The following is a 19,979-nucleotide window of genomic DNA, read 5'->3' as shown; positions in this document are numbered from 1 at the left end:
CAGACGGGAGCAAGAAACATGCGTGCTGTACTTCTTGGTGGTTCGGGTTTTATAGGCAGGGCACTTACAAGCCGTCTGCTCGAAAATGATATTCATGTGGTTGTAACATCCCGTAATCCTGAGCATGGTAGATACCTCATCCCAGAGGGACACTCCTTCCATGTTGATTTTGCGTTATGGGACGGAAAAAACCCCGAGCAATTGGCAACACATATTAAAGCAGCCGATGCAGTTATCAACTTAATTGGCTCAAATATTTCAGCAGGGCGCTGGACGGAAGAACGGAAAGCAGAGATCCGCGATTCGCGAATTTCTGCCGGTCATGCCCTATGTAAAGCTGTTTCTATACTTGAAGAGAAGCCGAGAGTTGTTATTCAAAGCTCGGCAATAGGATTTTACGGATCAAAACCGACTTCCCCTGAAGAAAGTTATGTGACTGAAGACAGTCCAGCTGGTCAGGGGTTTCTTGCGTCTGTATGTAAGGAGTGGGAAGATTCCACAGCCTGCATGGATGTGAGCGGAACCAGAAGAGTTATTATCCGAACCGGTCTGGTTCTCGGTAACGGCGGCGTTCTGCAAAAATTTATTCCACCATTCCGATTCGGCGCAGGTGGTCCATTAGGTAGCGGCAAGCAGGTTATGTCATGGATTCACATTCAAGATCAGGTCGACGCCATAATACACATTATGAAGACCCCAAGCTGCACTGGCGCAATTAACCTTACGTCCCCGTATCCAGAAACCATGAATGTTTTTTGTAAAACCCTTGGCGCTGTTATGGGTAAACCGTCATGGTTGCGTGTTCCGGCTCCTGTCTTGCGTATGGCCCTTGGTGAAATGGCAGAAGAACTTATCCTGCAAGGGCAGCGCGTGTTACCAGAAAAACTTCTCGAATCCGGCTTCTGCTTTTCGTACCCGATGCTGGATGAGGCGCTTGCCAATATACTCCGTCGTTAGGCGCACACTTACTTTTCAGTTTAATTACCCCATGGAGCTCTTATGCCTCAGTCCAAGGCTCGAATATTGATTATTGATGATGAAGAGGGAATCCGCTTCTCACTGCGCGGTATTCTGGAAGATGAAAACTACACTGTAGACGAAGCAGAAAGCGGCGAGCTTGGACTCGAAGCCGTTAAAGAACTGGCTCCCGATCTTGTATTTCTCGATATCTGGCTTCCGGGTATGGACGGCATGCAGGTGCTCACGAATATAAAACAGCACGACAAGACACTCCCCGTCATCATGATCTCAGGGCATGGCAATATTGAAACAGCCGTTAATGCCATCAAATACGGCGCGCATGACTTTATCGAAAAGCCGCTCTCTCTGGAAAAAGTTGTTATTGCCGCCGACAAGGCACTCGAATTTCAAAACCTGCGTAAAGAAAACCTCGCTCTCAAGTCACGAATCCGTATCGAACAAACAGTAGAGATTACCGGTGAATCCCCTCCTGTGGTTGATCTACGCGAGCAAATTGAACGTGTGGCACCAACAGACGCATGGGTGCTTATCACCGGTGAGAACGGCACTGGTAAAGAAATTGCCGCGCGTTCCATTCATGCACATTCACGCAGAGCGGATAATCCACTCGTCGCAGTCAACTGCGCAGCAATACCCGAAGAGCTCATCGAGTCTGAACTGTTCGGGCATGAACGAGGCGCATTCACCGGTGCAGACCAGTCTAAAACCGGCAAGTTTGAAATGGCTGACAACGGCACTCTATTCCTTGACGAGATCGGCGACATGAGCATGAAGACGCAGGCTAAAATCCTGCGTATCCTGCAAGAGCAAGCTTTCGAACGTGTTGGTGGCAACAAGACCATCAAGGTAAATGTTCGTGTTATTGCGGCAACAAACAAAACGTTGGAAGACGAAATTCGTGAAGGCAACTTCCGCGAAGATTTGTACTATCGCTTACGTGTATTTCCGATATACGTTCCGCCGCTTCGCGTACGCGGGTCCGACATCACATTGCTTATACAAAATTTCATTACAGCCCTTGTGGCTGAGCATGGCTTTAAGCCTCTCGATTTCGACGAAGACGCAACAACCGCCCTGCTCGAATATGGCTGGCCGGGCAACGTACGCGAGCTTAAAAACTTTGTGGAACGTATGCTCATCATGTACGGTGGACAGACCATTACCACCAAGCTTCTACCGCCGGAATTTCTACAGTTTATGCCGCAACCAGCGTCTGGAGGTGAGCAGCTCATATCTGGTGGTTCAGTAGACTTTAAAGAAGCTCGCAACCACTTTGAATCTGCATTCCTCGAAGCCAAACTTAAAGAATACGACGGGAACATTACACGGCTTGCAGAAGCAATCGGACTCGAACGCAGCTACCTGTACCGTAAACTACGGTCGTACAATATTCAGTCTGAATAACGCCCTTCGCTTTTTTGGGCACTACAGTCCACAAACTTAGACTTTTTCCTGACTCCGACAAGGCAAAGCACTGCCATTTAAGCGCACAGAAGTAAGCCCTCTTGAGCCGTTATGGCATATAGCTAACCATTGTCCTGAATCAACTGTCTTACACATCACGCAAAAAGGGTGGAGTTTTTAACTCCACCCTTTTCTATTCAAATTTTGTGCTTACACAGTAACTCGTTGTTTATGGCTTATATCTCGTCTGCATGACAATCTGTAAGTAAAACAACAAGAAAAGTTTTGTTGGTCAATCTACATGAGCTCTTTCATCGGATAGATTCGTTGCAGCAATGTAGTTTTGTTTTTTGTGATGCTCACTTGCAGCGCATATGCTTCATTCAGGAGCATGGCTTCCGGTACTTCGAAAGTGGTGACGATTCGTTTAAAGCGGTTAATGCTAAAGTTCATATCCTTTTGATTGGCATCAATCACAGTCACTTTGCCCTCTTTAGAGATCAAGGAAAGTACAATGGAGCCACGGATGTTGCCTTTAGCATTTTTATTATCGAGCTTAAGCGACAGACGTATGTTCCCACCTGTAGCTCTTTGCAGCTTCAAGTTGGACACTTCAACAAGGTCTGTATCGACTATTTTTAGAATAGAAGAAAGATCGATTGGGGGTGGTAATTCTGTTGAAGCTGCCACGCTCATAGAAGAAAACAGCGCCTGAAGTTCTTCAGGATCGTTGGACTGTAAAATTTGTTCAATGTTTTCAAGGCGCTCAACATACACTTTCAAATCGCGTAATTCTTTTTGCACGCCATGACGTTGAGTCATGAGGGCGGTATTCTTTTCCCAGAGTGATAAGCTCGTGAAAATTCCGCATGCTGCCACTAACACCACGCAGAACAAAACGACCAAGAGCATTCGTAAGCTAGACGAACTCACCCTGTATCGTCGTACGTTTGTATCATCACGCATTATGAGGACACTATACTTTTCACTCATCTATTAGGATCTCCACTCTTCACTTACAATGACCCAATGGTCACCTTTTGGCAGTAAGACCAGTGTCTTTCGTCCTTGGTCTGAATATCCGGTACTATCTTCATAGTATTGATTTATGCTTACTTCAAGCCCCCGCCGTGACATCTTCATTTTGATGTCAGAAAGCATAATCTTAGCAGGCTTTTTCTGTTCCCATAACACACGTTTTTGCTTTGCTATGGAATCTGAACCTCGCCGCGAACCTTGTACCGCATTGGCCGCATACTTGCTTATATATCCCTCGATTGCCCCGTTTTGCCAGTCGGTGACCCAATCATCAAGAAAGTTATGCACATTTGCAGCCACAGCGTCAAGGTACGCCTTTTCTATACCGATTTTCCTCTCTTTCCACTCCATACCAACGATTTTGAACTCACCGGCATCGTTCTTTTGCCAGTATAAACGGCGAACACCTTGAGAGACAAGGTTTGGAGCCCTATAGTACTGATCGAACCATGTAACCCAGTAGTCAGGTCCTTGAAGTACATTGACATCATTTGCCCATGTAATAACCCAAGGCAGACGAGAAAAAAGACGTTTTTTTCTTTCTGTAAAGGAAGAAAAAGTTTCATTCATACTCTTTGAATACGCCTCGGGAGAGAACATTTGCAGAAATTCAGGAGAACGATTCTGCCATGCGGCGAGCCACTGCTGTGTTTTTGCTTTCAGTTCCACAAATTCAGGACCTGCACGAAAGTACGGTACAACCTGTTCGGCCAAAATCACAGGTGTATTAATTGTTACTTTAGTATTCAGGTCTGCAATGTCCGGATTATTTAACGCAATACATCCTTTTGTCTCTCTTGGAACAATAGGAGCACCTCTTCCATGAATCCAGATACCATACCCATCCTTCTTACGAAGTCGATCTACTGGGTTGGGATAATTGAGAGTATATGCTTCATCACCATACAATGCGTAATCTAACCCGCTTGTACGGCGCTTTTCTACAAAGTAAATGCCTTCAGGAGTTTTTTTATCTCCTTCGCGCTGTTTATCGCCTTTTACCTGTCCGGAACTGCAAGGAACCTTATTGGACGCGAGTTCGCTGGCTTTCTGACCAAAAAATTGAGCAGATTGACTGGATTTATCGACAGTTACGAGCATGGGGAGTTTTGCGGATTCTTGAGAAACATAAGCCTGCCAACCTGCATAAGCAGGGACAACTGGAATGCTAAGACAAATGCATATCAAAAATAAGTACGAAATCAAGCGCATGAACATCCTTATTTCGAAGAAAAGCCCCCGCATACCGTGATTAGTATGAGGACTGTAGGAATTGTAAATTCAAACTGCCAAAGGACATGAGACAAGCAAACTTGTCAAGAAATTGCAGGCTAATGTAACATAAAAAAAGTGTAAAAAAAGAGTGCCCCCATATAGGGGCACTCTATATCATCTATGTAACGAATTCGTTAGCTAGTAGCGAGCGCTACAAGCTCTTTACGATCAAAGATAGATACAAGGTTATAACCGCGCTCTGCAAGCGCTTCACGGCCACCTTCATCGCGATCAAGCACTGCACATACACAAGACACTTTGAGGCCGGAAGCTTCAATGCGTTCAATTGCAGTAATAACAGAACCACCAGTGGTTACTACGTCTTCAAGCATAACAACCACATCGCCTTCTTCAAAGTTGGCAAGCCCTTCAACACCCTGACCGGTACCATGACCTTTAGGCTGTTTACGCACGATAAGTGCTGGAAGGTGTCCGCCCTTTTCATAAGAAATAACAGAAGTAGAGCTTACAAGCGGGTCTGCACCAAGTGTCATACCGCCCACGCCTTTTACTTCCGCAACATTCTCAAGGCTGGAAATCAATTCGTAAAAAAGGTTACCGATCAACCATGCACCTTCAGGGTGCAGAGCGGTCTGACGGCAGTCAAAGTAGTAATCACTCTTCTTACCTGAGGCGAGAGTGAAATCCCCTTCCTTATAAGACTTCTCGAAAAGAAGTTTTGCAAGACGTTGTTTGAGTTCTGCCATTTTCCGCTCCATAATTTTTTATCTATAAATCTAAGAATTGAATACGCGACCGAAAATTAACTCTTCATGACGCAGGTAGTAGCTTGCATCAAAGATTTCATCCATTTTTTCAGATGCAACGCGTGCACTGATTTCTGGATCTTTTCGTACGAGTTCTTCAAACAGCTGCTTAGTATCCCAGCTTTCCATAGCGCATTTCTGCACCATTACATACGCATCCTGACGACCCATGCCGGATTCAACAAGAGCGAGGAGTACACGCTGAGAGAAGAAGAGTCCCATTGAACCAACAAGGTTGCGATCCATGTTTTCTGGGATAACGCGCAGGTTGGAAACAAGGTTGGACAGACGGTTAAGCATGTAGTTCATGAGGATAGTAGTATCCGGCATAATCACACGTTCAACAGAAGAATGACTGATGTCACGCTCGTGCCAGAGAGCCTGGTTTTCCATAGCGGAAACAGAGTTGGTACGAACAAGACGGGAGAGACCAGTCAGGTTTTCAGCAGAAATCGGGTTCTTTTTGTGCGGCATCGCAGAAGAACCTTTCTGACCCTTGCGGAAACCTTCTTCAGCTTCAAGCACTTCGGTGCGCTGCAAGTGACGCAGCTCAACACAAAGACGCTCAATACCACCTGCTGCAACAGCAAGAGTAGTAAAGAAAGCAGCGTAACGATCACGGTTAATTACCTGTGTGGAGATTGGGTCCACAGCAAGGCCAAGTACTTCACATGTGATAGATTCAACTTCCGCCGGAATCATTGCCATAGTACCTACGGCGCCGGAAATTTTACCTACACGAATGCCTTCAACAGCAGCTTTGAAACGTTCATGATGACGTTTGAATTCTGCGTAGAAGCCAGCCATTTTCAGGCCGAAGCTTGTTGGCTCTGCATGAATACCGTGAGTACGTCCCATGCACAGACGACCTTTGTTCTCGTGCGCAATAGTTTTCAGTGTCTCAAGCATTTTTTCAAAGTCTTTGAGAATGATATCACCTGCGCGGGAAAGCAGAACGCCGTTAGCTGTGTCCACGATATCGGAAGAAGTACAACCGAGGTGGATAAAGCGAGCCGCTGGGCCAACTTTTTCTTCTACAGCAGTGAGGAATGCAATCACGTCGTGACGTGTGGTTTCCTCAATCTCAAGAATACGGTCCACGTCAAAATCGGCCTTCTCGCGAATCTGCTTCATACTTTCATCATCGATTTCGCCAAGGCGGTGCCACGCCTCACAAACAGCGATTTCAACTTCGAGCCAGACGCGGAATTTGTTTTCAAGCGTCCAGAGCTGACCCATTTCGGGGCGAGTATAACGATCGATCATTTTAGCGTTCTCTTACATAAGGTTGTGGTTAAAGATTGCTATGCATAAAAAAGGCAGCCAATACAGGCCGCCGAAAAAATCTATCAAGATGCAGAAGAGGATGAGGAATCGGAACATCCGGAAGAGTCGGATGGGACGTCCTTTTTAGTGGGATTCGAAGTCGCACTATTTTTCCCATACTCAGAAACGTACCAACCACCACCTTTAAGCACAAAAGTAGTGTTGGAGATAATACGTCCGGCTTCTCCGCCGCATACAGGACATTTAATGGACTCATCGCTCTCAGAGCAGGATGTAGTCCATTCTTCAAAAATTTGTTCGCAAGCATTACAGCGATATTCATAAATGGGCATGAAACCCTCCATCAACAAAACAAAACTTAAAAAATGCTAAACAGCGGCTTCAATGTTAATAAACATGAAACCGCTGCCAAGAAAAATGCCGTTCTACAGCCTACAAATGTAGCTGGAAAACATTATCGAAGCTGTAAGCAATCGATACTTTATCGTAAAAAAACTATGCTTTCTTAGCAGCAATAGCTTCTTTGATACGAAGTTTTGTTGCTTCTTTACGACGCTTACGACGACGATCGAGTTCTTTCTTACGTTCGTGTTTGTTATGAGCCATTATATTTCTCCTTGCGGTCTTTTCGAAAGTCGGGATGATACAGAAGAAGACCTATGTTGTCTAGTGATGCTATAGATTCGCAAATGATTCTATTTCCGGTCATAAAATCCGCTTATCCGTTCGGAACAGTGTATTTTTGCGAATTCAAATCCCGCGCTGCGCAGGGTTCCTTCAATGGCTTCGTGGTGTTTGAGCAACACGCCTTTTTCAGCGTTTGAAACTTGAAGTAGCTGCGATCCGTCATCTAAAATTCGAACTCTAAAATTTTGCAAGCCATACCGTTTGAGAGCAATCTCGCAGTCTTCTACCTGTTGCAGAAGCTGTTCGTCCGGCGTGGAGCCATACGAAAAACGTGTAAGCAAACACGGTGTCGCCGGTTGGTCAGCATGCTCCATCCCTGTAGCAACCGCCAACGTACGCACCTCGTCTTTCGTAATGGAACACAAAGCAAGCGGACTGACAATACCTAGTTCTTCCAAAGCCTTCAGCCCCGGTCGATATTCACCAAGGTCAGATGCATTTGTTCCATCAATAATTACAGGCTGTTCACCCTCACCGCCGTTAACCTGCGCCATCTCTTTGATGGTTGAAAACAACAGACGCTTGCAGTGATAACAGCGGAATTTATCATTTGCGGCGATCTCCGGAACAGAAAGCGGCGAAAGTCGCAGCGCCTGATACGGGATATCATGGGTTTGCAACCAGTTTAAAGCTTTTGCAGACTCTGCACGCGGCACATGTTCGCCGGTAATATGCACAGCCATAAAATCAATTTCCGCACGATGCATGACATGCGCCAGAAAACGGCTGTCTACACCACCGGAAAAGGCCAGAACGGGAGAAAAAAAGCCCTTGAGTTTAGACTCAAGGGCTTCAAGTTTAGCAGTATTTACCATGCGGGTATTTTTTCCACTGGTTCGCTCAAAAGAAACTCACCCTTTTGAATCCATTCTTTGAGTTTGTCTGCAATTTCAAGTGAAATTGGGTAGCTGGTCATTGGTACAGCTTCAACCTTTTCACCCATGATCTCTACTTCACCGGATTTCAGTTCTTCGTAGGTACAATGTTGCAGTACTCGTGGTAATCCGTTTGGATAATCGTGCCCGTAATCTTTTACCGGCATCTGGATGTCGCTGTCTGCAACACCTGTGTACCACGCCATTTCTTCGTTAAGAATCGGAATCGGAATACCGACACCAACACTCATGGTGTTACCGTACCCTAAGAAACTGAGGCCACGCAAGTATCTTGCATCCATTTGTTTTAAATCGCCTTTCAACTCCAGTGTTCCGGCAGGTGAAAGTGGGATGCCGCGTTCGTTACGTTTAGGGTTAGGCACATGCTGTGTACCTGCACCGATTACGTAGCCGATACCGCCACCAAGGAAGATACGAGTACCAAGCCCGATGGTTTTAAATAAAGGATCATTGAATAATGGTGACAAACACCCTGCAGTCGCAAAGTTCACATTACGCATATTCGGCTTAAGCGGCCCCATGTACGTATAAATGATACGGCTGGTAAGGTTCACAGCAGCATTGTAGTTCTGGTAGCAGTTACGCGGGTTGAACAACTCTGCATGCGGCAAATCTTTTATGGTAATATCTTTTTCATACAGCTTACGCGGATAACAATCCGTCCCGTAGCCTTCAGCACGCAGAGTAACTGCACGTCCGGCAACAAGGTCTTCGATTACGTTACCGCCGCCATAGTTAAACTGACCAGGGTAGACCTTGTTAAGCGGATCATCTTCCCGTGCTTCAGTTGCGCCTAAATACCCATCCACTGCGGCAAGCCCTGCATATGCAGGTACGCCGTTAAGAGTAACTTTGGATGCTTTAATGGTAGGCGGTTCCTGCTGCCCGATGTTGAAAAGAAGTCCGGATGAGCACATTGGCGAAAATGTGCCGGTAGTCACAACGTCTACCTCTTTGGCAGCCTTTTCTTTACCCATTGTACGAACAGCTTCAGTCATTTCTTCAGCGTTAAGTACAACAGCTTTACCGGAACGAATTCGCTCATTAATCTCAGAAATTGTTTTGTTTACTTTAGTGTGTGCCACTTCCGCCCCTCCTCAAGGAAGATATACTTTTTCATGGTGTGATTTGTTCTATATCAATTTTTGCAGATAACCTCAAGTAGTGCTCTTTCAAAAATGTGACTCTTGAATCGTAGTGTTTTTTGAGTACATTTCCCTTTATTTTCAGTAACAAAAAAAGACAGCCCTCGTTTTACCTGTTGTGCTGGTCTATAAAAAACTTTGCAACAACTTTGAAAAAAAGACTGCCTTTCACGTTCTCGAAGAACAAAATTTACATAAGTGATAAAACCTTTTTCGCGCCAGCATGATTCGGGTCCATAGCAAGACATATCTGCAAATGCATTTTAGCCATCACATGGTCGACAGCTTTATAAAAAATGAGTCCCATGTTGTACGCAATGGCTGTTTCTGTCCGCACAAAATCTTCGTTAAGTTGAATAACTTTCTTTAAATACATTGATGACTGTACAAACTCTTTGCCCTCCGCAGAAGCAATGGCAATGTTGTAGTACAAGTTCTCATCTCGACGGGAAACCTGCAATGCCCGCTTGTATTCATAAATAGCCTCACGCCACTTGCCCTGCTTACGCAGCACAATACCGAGGCTGTTGAAAGTTTCCACATCAGCTTTATCGAGGTTATCACCTTTGGCTCGCAATGCCCTACGCAGGTATTGCTCTGCCCGTGCCGGATCACGCTTTTCGTACGCGGAGGCTATCTGCTGGGAAACATTCCCGACATAATCTATTGCCTCTTTGTTAGCCTGTCGAAGCGCGCCTTCAAAATACACATCCGCACTTACATAGTTCCCAAGCTCAACATAAATATGGCCAATGTCCAGCTTGCGTTCCACGTTAAGCGGACTCATCTTATCCAACTTTGTAAGGCAATCCAGCTGCCGTTTTTTCACTCCGGCAACACCGTATAAATCTGCAAGCTTTTTAAGTGGATCAAGAAACAACGGGGCAGAATCTCCTGCTCCAAGATAACACTTGTGCGCAAGCTCGTACTTTTTCAACCCTTTATATGCATCTCCCATAACAAGAAGTGCTGCTGAAAAATTAGGCTTTGCGTTAAGCACTGTCCTGCCGACCTTGGCTGCATCTTCATATGCGCCCTGTTCCAGCATTGTTTTTGCAATATCAATAAGTTGCCCCATCTTACCCTGCGGCTTGATGCTATGTGCAACTTTTTCGATAAAGGTATTGATCGCAATAGGTTTAGTAATAAAGTTATCCGCGCCCAGTTCGTGCAAAAGAATAAACTGTTCACGCGGTGCTTCGGTCATTGTTATGAAGACCTTGCATTGCTTAAAGTCTTTCTTAATCCTGCGGACAAGAAAGGCCATCTCTTTATCTCTATGAATACGCTCAATAAAAACTAACAGTTTCTTACCGGCAGCAAGCTCTTTTCTAATTTGTTTAAGGGCGTCTTCAACTGTACTCACTTGCGAAAAACACTTATTTCGCAAGCCAAGATGCTTGTTGAGTGTTTGCCGCAAAAGTGCTGTAAAGTTGGTGTCTTCAGTCAAGACGATAGCATAGCCATTTTTTTTGGAAAAAAAGTCTACTATGCTAGCCTCGAACTTTCTAAATTCCATTTTAGCTAAAACACTTTCCATCGACATAAGAGCTCCAACCCGGGGCTAATTCTATCTGAATACTGTCACAGTTTAGCAACGGTATTTTATATACAAGACAGATGTAAAAGAAGAGATCACAGCCGCAGTGAATGTAGTTATCGATCATTCTCTATTGATAACATATGCACTGTGACCCCAAAGAAAGGTCGTGGGTGTATATTTTGAATCATTTCCCAGCAATCTAGCAATCTATGTATCTTGCTTCTATGAAAGATGAAATTTTGCTTTTGTGTACTACACGCATGGCATGTTAGTATGTGTCAATTAAAGTATCAACACCTAAAAATTACACTGTTCATCTATAGAAACACTGCTACAGTCGGGCTCCACAATGCTTGCAATATACAGCGTCATGTTCATGACCACTCATTCCACAGGAACCGCATGCCATTCCATGAATTTCCTTTTTCACATCAGAAAACTCTTGTGAAATAACGCCGGCGAGTATCACAATCATACTGTACCCGATCAACATAATAAGTGCTGCAACAGCCTTACCTAATACAGTCTGTGGAGTAATGTCGCCATAGCCTACTGTAGTCAAAGTGACGATTGCCCAATAAATTGAGGTGGGGATGGATGTAAAACCATGCTCCTGACCTTCGATCACGTACATAAGCGTTCCGAAGATAACTACGAGCACCATAATCCATAAAGACAATACGGCAATCCTGCGTCGACTGTTACGTAAAATCTGCACCATTAAATGCGTATCGTTCAAATACTGCAATAACTTTACTAGACGCAGGATACGTAACACGCGGAAAAGACGTAATAAGGCGAGGGAAGGGAAGAGAGGAAAGAGGATTGTTATCCATGTAGGCGCAACAGACAGGAAGTCTATCACACCGAAAGTACTGAATATATATGTTTTCGGCGAAGGTGTGCACCAAATTCGAAAGATGTATTCTATGGTAAAAAGAATCGTGAAAAAAAATTCCAAATAATTTACTGCATACCAATATTCTGCCGCAACAGAGGGGATTGAGTACGCAAGTACAACAAGTACTGACATCACAATACTCGCCACTAGGAGAATATTGAACACCTTGCCTAGAAGAGTATCCTGCAAGTACATCGTATCATATACTATCTGCTTTATTGACCTGCATTTCATATGTTTCCACCGCTCTGTTAAGTAATCTCCTTTAGTAAGACATAAATGCTGTTTTCTTCCAGTATTAACTAGACATATATAGATAAAATGAAAACAGCAGGCATCACAGTGCATATTCTTATAACGTGATGTGCCTATACAGATTCATTTGCCCCGCCCCCTAACCTCAACACAGCGTTAGTACGCACGTGAAATTACTATAAACAACTATTTCATTCTAAATTATACGACACGTTGTACACCATAAAAAAAGAAGGCAAAGCACACCGATCTATCGGAGCATTTTGCCTTCTAAATATTTAAATAACACCATTTGCAATTCATGCTGATATCAGCTGACTGCACAAATTTATCTACAATAATTACTTTTTTTTCTGCTCTTCAAGACAATACTTCTTAATCTTACTATGCAACGTAGCGCGAGTAATTCCAAGCGCACTGGCTGCATCCACTTTCTTTTTATGTTTTTTAAGTGCTGCCTGCACTGCGCGTTTTTCGAGACTCTCAAGCGAAACATCACCTAACGGCAAATCCACGCCGTCACTATTTTCACCATTCTGGTCAAGCAGCGCTTTTCGCAAGTTAGCTGGAAGCTCTTTATCGGTAATATAGTCAGTTGTGGCCATAATAACCGCGCGTTCCATGGTATTTTCCAACTCCCGAATATTTCCCTGCCACGGATTATTCACTAAGGCATCCATAGCCTGCGGGGAAAATCCGACAATTTTTTTGCCGTATTTTTCTGCATAAATATCCATGAAATATTCTGCCAACAATGGAATATCTGCCTGCCGCTCCCGCAACGAAGGAACCTCCAGACCGATAACATTCAGACGGTAATACAGATCTTCACGGAACGTTTTGTTTGCTACCTCGTCCTGCAAATCCCGGTTTGTTGCCGCGATTACTCGAATATCTACATGCAAAATAGCGTCACTACCTACACGCTGCAGTTCCCCCTGCTGCAATACGCGCAACAGTTTCGCCTGCAACGACAACGGAATTTCACCCACTTCATCCATAAAAATGGTGCCGCCGTTTGCTTGCCAGAACAAACCGTCACGACGTTTGTCCGCCCCTGTAAAAGCCCCTTTCTCGTGCCCGAATAATTCAGACTCGAGCAAGTTTTCACTCAAAGCTGCACAGTTAATTGTTACAAAAGGCTGAGTCGAGCGCCCACTAGCGCTGTACACTGCCTTCGCAACGAGTTCCTTACCTGTCCCGGACTCTCCTGTAATGAGGATAGGTGCGTGCGTCGGAGCTACGGTTGTGATGGTTTCCACCAATTCATGCATTCGTTCGCTGCTGCCAACCATGCCGAACTGGTTTTGCCCCGAGCTCTTTTCTTTCAGCGAGCGATTCTCTTCCGCAAGACGAGTATGATCCAGCATTCGTTCAATGGTGAGCTGCAATACATCAAAATCAAGCGGTTTAATAAGATAGTCATATGCGCCCTGTTTCAGGGCTAATACAGCAGTATTAATAGAAGAATACGCTGTCATAATAAGTACAGGAATCGAGGGATTGTGCTTTGCTATATGCTTCTGGGCTGTAATACCGTCCATACCGCCCATGCGGATATCCATAAGCACGCTGTCATACGGACGCTCCAGCGTCATAGCCACTGCTGTTTCTCCATCAGGAGCCTCAGAAACTTCGTATCCCCAGTCTTCAATAATAGTGCGGAGTACCGTGCGGTGCGAACCGTCATCATCAACAATTAGAATATGCGCTGGCATCATTACTCCTTATCTATGCAAGGTAGCTGTATCACGAATCGTGTGCCCTTCCCTTTATGGGAGAACACGCGAATAATTCCATTATGAGCTTCAATAATCTTATGTACTACGGATAACCCAAGCCCCGTGCCATGGGATTTGGTCGTAAAATATGGTTCAAAAATTCGTTCTTTTGTCTCAACATCCATCCCCTCACCGTTATCTTCTACAATAACGCTTATGGAGAGAGCCTCCGGCACCACTGTCACTTGTAAGTCGCCGCCTTCATCCATGGCATCAAGGCTGTTGAGGCATAGATTAAGAATAACCTGCGAAAACCTGTCCGTATCCAGCAAAACATGCGGCGTATCTTTGGGAATATAGACTGAAAGAAGCACGTCGCGCAGTTCAGCTTCCTGCGTAATCAGGGCTGTACAATGCTCAATGACATCCCCGACAGCTACAGGCTTCATCGTTAAATCAGAAGGGCGTGAAAGGCCTATCAAGTCTGTAATAACGCGGTTCAAGCGCTCTACTTCATCAATAACAATAGCGGCTGTTTTTTCTCCGGCACTGCCCTGTGTGAACTGTGACTTAAGATATGTTGCCCCGCCTTTAATGGAGCTGAGCGGGTTGCGGATTTCGTGCGCAACACCAGCGGCAAGAGAGCCGATAGCCGCAAGTTTTCCCTTACGCTCAACTTCTGTTTGCAGGCTATGCATTTCACGTAGATCTCGCATAAGAAAAACAGTGCCGATTATCACATCGTGCTCATCTTTAATAACAGAGCCGGTAACCCCCACAGGCAGTAGCGGCAACGCTTCTGTAGAAAGTTCGATTATCTGCTCACGGCGCAATTCCCCTTCTCGTGCTCTAAGATAGTACGGCACAAGATCAGGCAACAGCACCTGCGCAGCATCAAGCCCTGCGGTTATATCACCGTCACAGTGCAGAAGAATCCTGCTCAATTCGTTCATGTAGACGATCTGATCGTTACTGTCAGTCACAATCAGTCCATCCGGCAGATTGTACATAACTTCCTGAACCATGGCTTGGCTGCGTCCGGCTTTTCGACGTGAGAGCTGGGCACGGTGCGCCCAATATAATGATAGGAATCCCACAATCGCCAATATGAGCACACTGCTGCTGGTAACAACGGTTTGTACTGTGCTGGTACGCTGCAACTCGCGAAGCGGGCGGGCATCCAGTCCCACATAAATGACTGGTTGTTCCTTATCTTCATCTGTTGTTCCGAGAAGAGAACTTACTTCTTTTGCAAGGTTCTGCGTGTCTACCTTTCTCTCCACGGGAGCGACAGCTTGCGGTGAACCTCTTTTCTTCCGAAAGACCCTTAGAAACCGTTCGAGAGGTTTCAGTGTCGGCTCTTTTCGCAGTTTTTTCCAAATTTCTTTGCGAGTTAGCGGAGAGAACTCTCTGTAAGCTAGAAAAATTTGGCGCTCATTCGCGTTATAGACGGTTGAGCGTCCCTTTTCTCCTGCGCGAACTAAGGCGATACGCCGTAAAAATTGCGCCTCCATACGTTGCTGCCCTTTGGTAAAGCTGCTCTGCATGATGGTGCCGTCACTAAATGTGATCGCGATAAAGAAAATTTCAGGCCGGTCTGCCATTTCGTCAAGCAAGAGTTTTAGCCGGATTGTGGAGTTCATGCTCCGCAAATCCGTACGTACTCCCGCCTCTACAGACGTAATAAGTGATGCCCCTTTATCTTCGTACAGGCGCACATACTCTTTCGTATTCTGTTGAATGGAGTTGTAAGTGAGAAAAGCTACGCCCAAGCCCACAAGCAGGATAACGCCTACTATGCAATATGGTGAGAGCAGCCTGCTCGATGAAGTGTCGTTTCGTGTATTTTTTGAACGCATAGCGCCCTGTTCTCCAAGCCTCTTATGCATAAAAACGTATTATTTTATGCTATTATGATTTTATTTGTTCAATTTCTTTACGTTCTGGACAAAACGTAAAGATTTTATACATAGCGTCTCTACCCCGATACACGGGAAATAGCACTACATTTTTTATTTACCCGTAATACATGACAAAATTCAAATCTGTATTTTTTGGCACGCAGGTTGCTAATAGAGAACTGTAAGCAAGCTAGCTCCCCCGACTGGCTGCTGAAGCGTATAGAGCGTAGCGTCACTATAATGAGTTCACCCTCTCATTGTATGGCAACAAAATTGTTTTCAGGAAACGTGACGCTACGCCCTAAAAAATATTCAATGCAAAACCTTTTTTTCCTGCTCATTATCATAACAGTTTTGCATTTTTNACATATGAGGATTTTAACTATGACAATTCGTCTTTTCATTGCATTCATTCTTGTATTCTCAATCGCCAGCGGCACAATAGCCGACGCCACTGAAATTGCTGAGCACGAAAAAGCAATGGCTACTGAAGTAGAGCTATCTGCTACTCGGCAAAAAGAAGTGTACCAACGTAGTAAGGCGTACGCAGAAAAGACCCGCCCGATTCGTGAAGAATTGTGGGCAAAAAAAACTATGCTTCGAGCACTCACTAATAATCCGAATGCCGAAGTTAATGATATTCAAAAGATCGTGAACGCCATGAAGGAACTCCGCGCCAAGCTGCATGCAGAGCGTGTTGTGTTCGAAGAGGGAATGATGAAAAAGTACGGCTTCATCCCCTCCAAAAGCTGGATTGATAAAAACGATGCGTTCCGAACCGCTGACACTGATACTGATACCGCAACAGAAGATTCTCAGAAAACAGATGACAGCACCCCTAAATCGAAGGGCTTCTTCTCGAAGCTCTTCGACTAAAAAAACGGATTGCAGCAACAGCGCAGGCTATGCAACCAGCACGCCTGTTGCTGCACATCTGTGAACCTTAACGGTTCTTTACTACGCTACCTCACTGCAAAGTTGAGCAGGAGTTTTCGATAATACGGTTTGTTCTTCACTCGCGCACCAAAGGTGCATCTCCCTGCGACGGTATTGGTAATCGCACCGCAGCGGGGGGAGAGTGAAGGGCTTGTACAAGCCGATTACCATAATCCACTTTCCCTATTGCCACATACACAATTTCAGTGCCCCTGACTTTCCCGGTCAGGGGTTTTCTGTTTTACAAATCTCCCTGCCTGCGTCTTTATCTGTGCACATGAATACTGGTCTAATATATTCCCAAAGCGCATACTGACAGAGATTCAAACTACTTTTCGAATGATATTACGCAGAAAAATTACGATACCCAGTGCAGGCTGGTTACCATGGAAAAAAACATGCTTGCCGCCATTCTGGAAGGTTCAATACATCCACTGCCAATCACAAAGATTCCTTTTACAGACACAGCCGTTACGCAGGCAATGCACTTGCAACTGGGGGGACACATAACCGGAAAACAGGTTATCGTTATTGAGTAACACAGGCACACAGCCTCTTGATTCAGGAGTGTTTTATGATTCGCACAATACAAGTAATTTTAAGCATAGCTCTTCTTTCATGCGCTGTTTTTTCCAGTGCATATGCAGAAACACAGGTAGCGCTTCCGCCTCCTGTCATAAAAGAGTTGATACATGAATGGCCGGTTTCCCCGACTTGGGAGACAGCGCTTTACACCTTCCACAGAGAAGAATTCATCAACCCCAAAATTGTGGAAGAGATGCAGGGGCCGCTTGCTGACAGCGGACCACAGATAATTTCTATAAACATACATAACGCCAACATCAGCAATCAATTTTTCAGTGAAGTACGAGTGCGCACTACCAAAACGATGCCGTACGTCTACTATCAGGAACAGGACAAGGAGTTTGGCTACTCCCTTGTGGGAATAACAACGACTGGCATTCACATTGTGCACACGCAAAGTACACAGGGTGGCTCCGGCGTATTTCACACGCTTCTATTCTTTATCTATACAGATACGGATTCCATCTCATTCGGGCTGGAGGTAATACCTTCTGCCACGCCAACGCTTACGCTAATCGGATCCCTCCCTCTTGGAGATAGATTTGCCGGGACAATCACCTTTGCAGAGGACTTACTTACTGTGCTTCCACCAAAAGGGGGGACTCAACCTATTCCATTTTACAGTGGCGGCATAATTGTACGATTCGAATAAAAAAAGGATGAGCAATGTGCTCATCCTTTTTAGACTACGTTGTGGTCATATTATTTTACAGCAAAAAACAACATCCCATTTGTTACATCCGAGCTGTTAAAGCCCGTTTCTGCAATCTTTGAGACCTGTTTAAACCCCACCTCTTCAAGCAGTGCCAGAAACTCCGTTTCCGGTATGGCGCCGCCTTGTCATTTAAACCAGCAGTCTACCGCCTGCTCGCTGCACATTGCTGCGCCAACTAAAATCTGATCAGAAACATGAAGCCTACCGCCCTTTTTAAGAACCCGGTACGCCTCTTTAAGAACGCCTGCTTTATCCACTACAAGATTCAACATAGCATTCGTTGTAACAACATCAAACTGTGCATCATCAAACGGCAACGCTGTGTCTTCCAATACTTGAAAAGAAACGTTGGCTGTTTTTGAAAGTTCTTTATTGCTCTGCGCACGCTGGATCATCTCTTCTGAGATATCCACGCCGACAGATGTTCCGGAAGGTTCAACAAGCTTTGCAGCTAAAATCGTATCAACTCCGGCTCCACACCCCAGATCAAGAACATGTTCTCCGGGGAGGATGTCACTCAATGATAACGAATTTCCCACTCCGCAATACCACTTGGCAACATCGTCAGGTAGCAATTCAATCAGTTCTGCAGGATACTGTAAGCCCTGTAATCCTTCTTTTCCTGTCGGATATTGGAACTGATGTGTAAGAGATTCGGCAACATTTTTATATTTTCTTTTTACAACAGAAGTAATTTTCTGCGTAACTTCCGCACTGGGTTTTAGCATGCTCACCGCACTCCAGTTTCTATGCGTTAATGCATCACCACACAATATAGGCGTGGTGCCCTCTTCCATGACAATTAGTGCTTATAATACCTTGTTGAAAACAAATATGTCCATGTTTCTCTACAAAAAACCTTAGATAAGTACTCACTAACAAAAGTGCCCCTACAATATTGTAGGGGCACTTATAACAGTATTACTATTATAATAGAGTCCGGCATTACAAGATTTCAGCAACCTCTTCTATAGAATACAAGCACCTACGATATATTCCGTATCCCATGAAGCGAGAGTGAACAAATTTTACATCAACAGAGTCACGCAACATGCGTATAATGCTATGCAAATGCTTTGAGCTAATCAATTCTGCCAAATGAGAGCCTTCCGGTTCTTGATTCGCCAGATTGATAACCAAATGTGGTTTTTTATTGATAATACTGCGCAAGCCGTTCTTTTCCCCGACCTGACTACCCGGAAGCATCAGCTCTTTACGCTGATAAAAAACATTCTCCACTTCTGCTGCTAATTTTTCCAACGCGTGAGTGCCTTCCACGAGCTTAAACAGCTTTTCCAGAAACGGAACCAGACCATATGGACCGGAAAGGTTCATTGAACCAAAGCGCATTGCAAAAATTGCAAGAGCTGGATCAGGATCAATTACTGCCCCTAGCGCTGTCGGCAAGTATACGCCCAGCATGTCAAAGCGCATGACAAGACCAGAGTCAAACGAGCTCTGACAGTCAATGTCTGTAATATGGTAATCAGTCCGCGGTGCAACCGCCGAATATGTATTCTCCCGCATCGCTGTCTGCAAAAAATCCTTCACAACAACTTGCTCTTCGCAAGTGTACACAGTCTTTTCGTTGCAAGATAAGTACACGTCAATGCACGTCTTCAACTCTGCGAAGATGCCTACCCAGCGCTCTGGATCATCCATCAGTGTGTTATCAACACTCGGCAGCTCTACGTGGTAACTCTTAGTCAAATAATTCTGATTAAACAGCATATCGTACTTACCTGTTCTCAAACGAACAATCAGTAGCGCAATGCCTCTATAGTAAATATGCACCTCATCCGGACGAATTTGCATATCCAGAGAGGTGTCTTTCCGAACAAATTCAAGAAACGGATATAGAGGGCCTTTTTCGTGCAAATCATTCATAAATTTACTGCTCAGTTCACGGGCCATAGCAAACTCCTTTTCATAAAAAAAACCT

Annotated in this window: 18 protein-coding genes; 5 read left to right on the top strand and 13 right to left on the bottom strand. The window is 44.9% G+C overall.

The annotated features are described in order from the left end of the window. The first annotated feature begins 18 nt into the window (after positions 1 to 18). Both MKHDV_RS03310 and MKHDV_RS03305 read left to right on the top strand, forming a co-directional pair. Positions 19 to 957, top strand: a complete 939-nt coding sequence (locus tag MKHDV_RS03310) for a TIGR01777 family oxidoreductase (RefSeq protein WP_160712244.1) — start codon at positions 19 to 21, stop codon at positions 955 to 957. Between the two features lie 42 nt (positions 958 to 999). After that, positions 1,000 to 2,385 carry a sigma-54 dependent transcriptional regulator gene (locus MKHDV_RS03305; protein ID WP_160712242.1) on the top strand — a complete coding sequence of 462 codons (1,386 nt, stop codon included), beginning with the start codon at positions 1,000 to 1,002 and terminating at the stop codon, positions 2,383 to 2,385. Positions 2,386 to 2,682: 297 nt separating this feature from the next. Here the strand turns inward: MKHDV_RS03305 and MKHDV_RS03300 are convergent, their stop codons facing one another. The 11 genes from MKHDV_RS03300 to MKHDV_RS03250 form a co-directional block, all read right to left on the bottom strand. Next, positions 2,683 to 3,378, bottom strand: a complete 696-nt coding sequence (locus MKHDV_RS03300) for a hypothetical protein (protein ID WP_216846845.1) — start codon at positions 3,376 to 3,378, stop codon at positions 2,683 to 2,685. 3 nt (positions 3,379 to 3,381) lie between these two features. Next, positions 3,382 to 4,635, bottom strand: a complete 1,254-nt coding sequence (locus MKHDV_RS03295; protein ID WP_160712238.1) for a murein L,D-transpeptidase family protein — start codon at positions 4,633 to 4,635, stop codon at positions 3,382 to 3,384. A 197-nt stretch (positions 4,636 to 4,832) separates the two neighbouring features. Continuing rightward, positions 4,833 to 5,405, bottom strand: a complete 573-nt coding sequence (gene pyrE, locus MKHDV_RS03290; RefSeq protein ID WP_160712236.1) for an orotate phosphoribosyltransferase — start codon at positions 5,403 to 5,405, stop codon at positions 4,833 to 4,835. A 30-nt stretch (positions 5,406 to 5,435) separates the two neighbouring features. Further along, the gene (purB, locus tag MKHDV_RS03285) at positions 5,436 to 6,731 is read right to left on the bottom strand and encodes an adenylosuccinate lyase (protein WP_160712234.1); all 1,296 of its coding nucleotides are present in this window, start codon (positions 6,729 to 6,731) and stop codon (positions 5,436 to 5,438) included. 83 nt (positions 6,732 to 6,814) lie between these two features. After that, positions 6,815 to 7,084: an FmdB family zinc ribbon protein gene (locus tag MKHDV_RS03280; protein ID WP_160712232.1), complete on the bottom strand. Its 270-nt coding sequence runs from the start codon at positions 7,082 to 7,084 to the stop codon at positions 6,815 to 6,817. Between the two features lie 363 nt (positions 7,085 to 7,447). After that, entirely contained in the window at positions 7,448 to 8,254 is an 807-nt protein-coding gene (gene larE / locus MKHDV_RS03275) for an ATP-dependent sacrificial sulfur transferase LarE (RefSeq protein WP_160712230.1), read from the bottom strand. Beyond that, positions 8,248 to 9,420, bottom strand: a complete 1,173-nt coding sequence (locus tag MKHDV_RS03270; protein WP_160712228.1) for a homocysteine biosynthesis protein — start codon at positions 9,418 to 9,420, stop codon at positions 8,248 to 8,250. Before MKHDV_RS03270 ends, larE begins: the two co-directional genes overlap by 7 nt. A gap of 250 nt (positions 9,421 to 9,670) precedes the next feature. Next, positions 9,671 to 11,026, bottom strand: coding sequence for a tetratricopeptide repeat protein (locus MKHDV_RS03265; RefSeq protein WP_160712226.1), 1,356 nt, complete (start codon positions 11,024 to 11,026; stop codon positions 9,671 to 9,673). A gap of 328 nt (positions 11,027 to 11,354) precedes the next feature. After that, a complete protein-coding gene (locus MKHDV_RS03260) occupies positions 11,355 to 12,119 on the bottom strand; it encodes an ion transporter (RefSeq protein ID WP_256370003.1) in 765 nt (254 codons plus the stop codon). Positions 12,120 to 12,520: 401 nt separating this feature from the next. Continuing rightward, entirely contained in the window at positions 12,521 to 13,900 is a 1,380-nt protein-coding gene (locus MKHDV_RS03255) for a sigma-54 dependent transcriptional regulator (RefSeq protein WP_160712222.1), read from the bottom strand. Continuing rightward, positions 13,900 to 15,759, bottom strand: a complete 1,860-nt coding sequence (locus MKHDV_RS03250; RefSeq protein WP_160712220.1) for an ATP-binding protein — start codon at positions 15,757 to 15,759, stop codon at positions 13,900 to 13,902. Before MKHDV_RS03250 ends, MKHDV_RS03255 begins: the two co-directional genes overlap by 1 nt. A 426-nt stretch (positions 15,760 to 16,185) precedes the next feature. Here MKHDV_RS03250 and MKHDV_RS03245 point away from each other — a divergent pair, with 426 nt between their 5' ends. The 3 genes from MKHDV_RS03245 to MKHDV_RS03235 all read left to right on the top strand — a co-directional run bounded on the left by MKHDV_RS03245 (position 16,186) and on the right by MKHDV_RS03235 (position 17,974). Further along, positions 16,186 to 16,677 (top strand): hypothetical protein, encoded by a 492-nt coding sequence (locus MKHDV_RS03245; RefSeq protein WP_160712218.1) that lies wholly within the window; start codon positions 16,186 to 16,188, stop codon positions 16,675 to 16,677. 446 nt (positions 16,678 to 17,123) lie between these two features. Then, a complete protein-coding gene (locus tag MKHDV_RS03240) occupies positions 17,124 to 17,276 on the top strand; it encodes a hypothetical protein (protein ID WP_160712216.1) in 153 nt (50 codons plus the stop codon). Between the two features lie 35 nt (positions 17,277 to 17,311). Next, positions 17,312 to 17,974 carry a hypothetical protein gene (locus tag MKHDV_RS03235; protein WP_160712214.1) on the top strand — a complete coding sequence of 221 codons (663 nt, stop codon included), beginning with the start codon at positions 17,312 to 17,314 and terminating at the stop codon, positions 17,972 to 17,974. A 188-nt stretch (positions 17,975 to 18,162) separates the two neighbouring features. Here the strand turns inward: MKHDV_RS03235 and MKHDV_RS03230 are convergent, their stop codons facing one another. Continuing rightward, entirely contained in the window at positions 18,163 to 18,765 is a 603-nt protein-coding gene (locus MKHDV_RS03230) for a methyltransferase domain-containing protein (protein ID WP_160712212.1), read from the bottom strand. A gap of 217 nt (positions 18,766 to 18,982) precedes the next feature. After that, positions 18,983 to 19,951, bottom strand: a complete 969-nt coding sequence (locus tag MKHDV_RS03225; protein WP_160712210.1) for a hypothetical protein — start codon at positions 19,949 to 19,951, stop codon at positions 18,983 to 18,985. Positions 19,952 to 19,979: the final 28 nt, after the last annotated feature.

The organism is Halodesulfovibrio sp. MK-HDV, from assembly GCF_009914765.1.
Taxonomy (GTDB): Bacteria; Desulfobacterota; Desulfovibrionia; order Desulfovibrionales; family Desulfovibrionaceae; genus Halodesulfovibrio.
This window is presented reverse-complemented; position numbering and strand designations above follow the sequence as displayed.

Bases quoted from the DNA above. Each gene is read 5' to 3' on its own strand.
- MKHDV_RS03310 (WP_160712244.1), top strand. From the start codon at position 19: ATGCGTGCTGTACTTCTTGGTGGTTCGGGTTTTATAGGCAGGGCACTT.
- MKHDV_RS03305 (WP_160712242.1), top strand. From the start codon at position 1,000: ATGCCTCAGTCCAAGGCTCGAATATTGATTATTGATGATGAAGAGGGA.
- MKHDV_RS03300 (WP_216846845.1), bottom strand. From the start codon at position 3,378: ATGAGTGAAAAGTATAGTGTCCTCATAATGCGTGATGATACAAACGTA.
- MKHDV_RS03295 (WP_160712238.1), bottom strand. From the start codon at position 4,635: ATGCGCTTGATTTCGTACTTATTTTTGATATGCATTTGTCTTAGCATT.
- pyrE (WP_160712236.1), bottom strand. From the start codon at position 5,405: ATGGCAGAACTCAAACAACGTCTTGCAAAACTTCTTTTCGAGAAGTCT.
- purB (WP_160712234.1), bottom strand. From the start codon at position 6,731: ATGATCGATCGTTATACTCGCCCCGAAATGGGTCAGCTCTGGACGCTT.
- MKHDV_RS03280 (WP_160712232.1), bottom strand. From the start codon at position 7,084: ATGCCCATTTATGAATATCGCTGTAATGCTTGCGAACAAATTTTTGAA.
- larE (WP_160712230.1), bottom strand. From the start codon at position 8,254: ATGGTAAATACTGCTAAACTTGAAGCCCTTGAGTCTAAACTCAAGGGC.
- MKHDV_RS03265 (WP_160712226.1), bottom strand. From the start codon at position 11,026: ATGTCGATGGAAAGTGTTTTAGCTAAAATGGAATTTAGAAAGTTCGAG.
- MKHDV_RS03260 (WP_256370003.1), bottom strand. From the start codon at position 12,119: ATGTACTTGCAGGATACTCTTCTAGGCAAGGTGTTCAATATTCTCCTA.
- MKHDV_RS03255 (WP_160712222.1), bottom strand. From the start codon at position 13,900: ATGATGCCAGCGCATATTCTAATTGTTGATGATGACGGTTCGCACCGC.
- MKHDV_RS03250 (WP_160712220.1), bottom strand. From the start codon at position 15,759: ATGCGTTCAAAAAATACACGAAACGACACTTCATCGAGCAGGCTGCTC.
- MKHDV_RS03245 (WP_160712218.1), top strand. From the start codon at position 16,186: ATGACAATTCGTCTTTTCATTGCATTCATTCTTGTATTCTCAATCGCC.
- MKHDV_RS03240 (WP_160712216.1), top strand. From the start codon at position 17,124: ATGGAAAAAAACATGCTTGCCGCCATTCTGGAAGGTTCAATACATCCA.
- MKHDV_RS03235 (WP_160712214.1), top strand. From the start codon at position 17,312: ATGATTCGCACAATACAAGTAATTTTAAGCATAGCTCTTCTTTCATGC.
- MKHDV_RS03230 (WP_160712212.1), bottom strand. From the start codon at position 18,765: ATGCTAAAACCCAGTGCGGAAGTTACGCAGAAAATTACTTCTGTTGTA.
- MKHDV_RS03225 (WP_160712210.1), bottom strand. From the start codon at position 19,951: ATGGCCCGTGAACTGAGCAGTAAATTTATGAATGATTTGCACGAAAAA.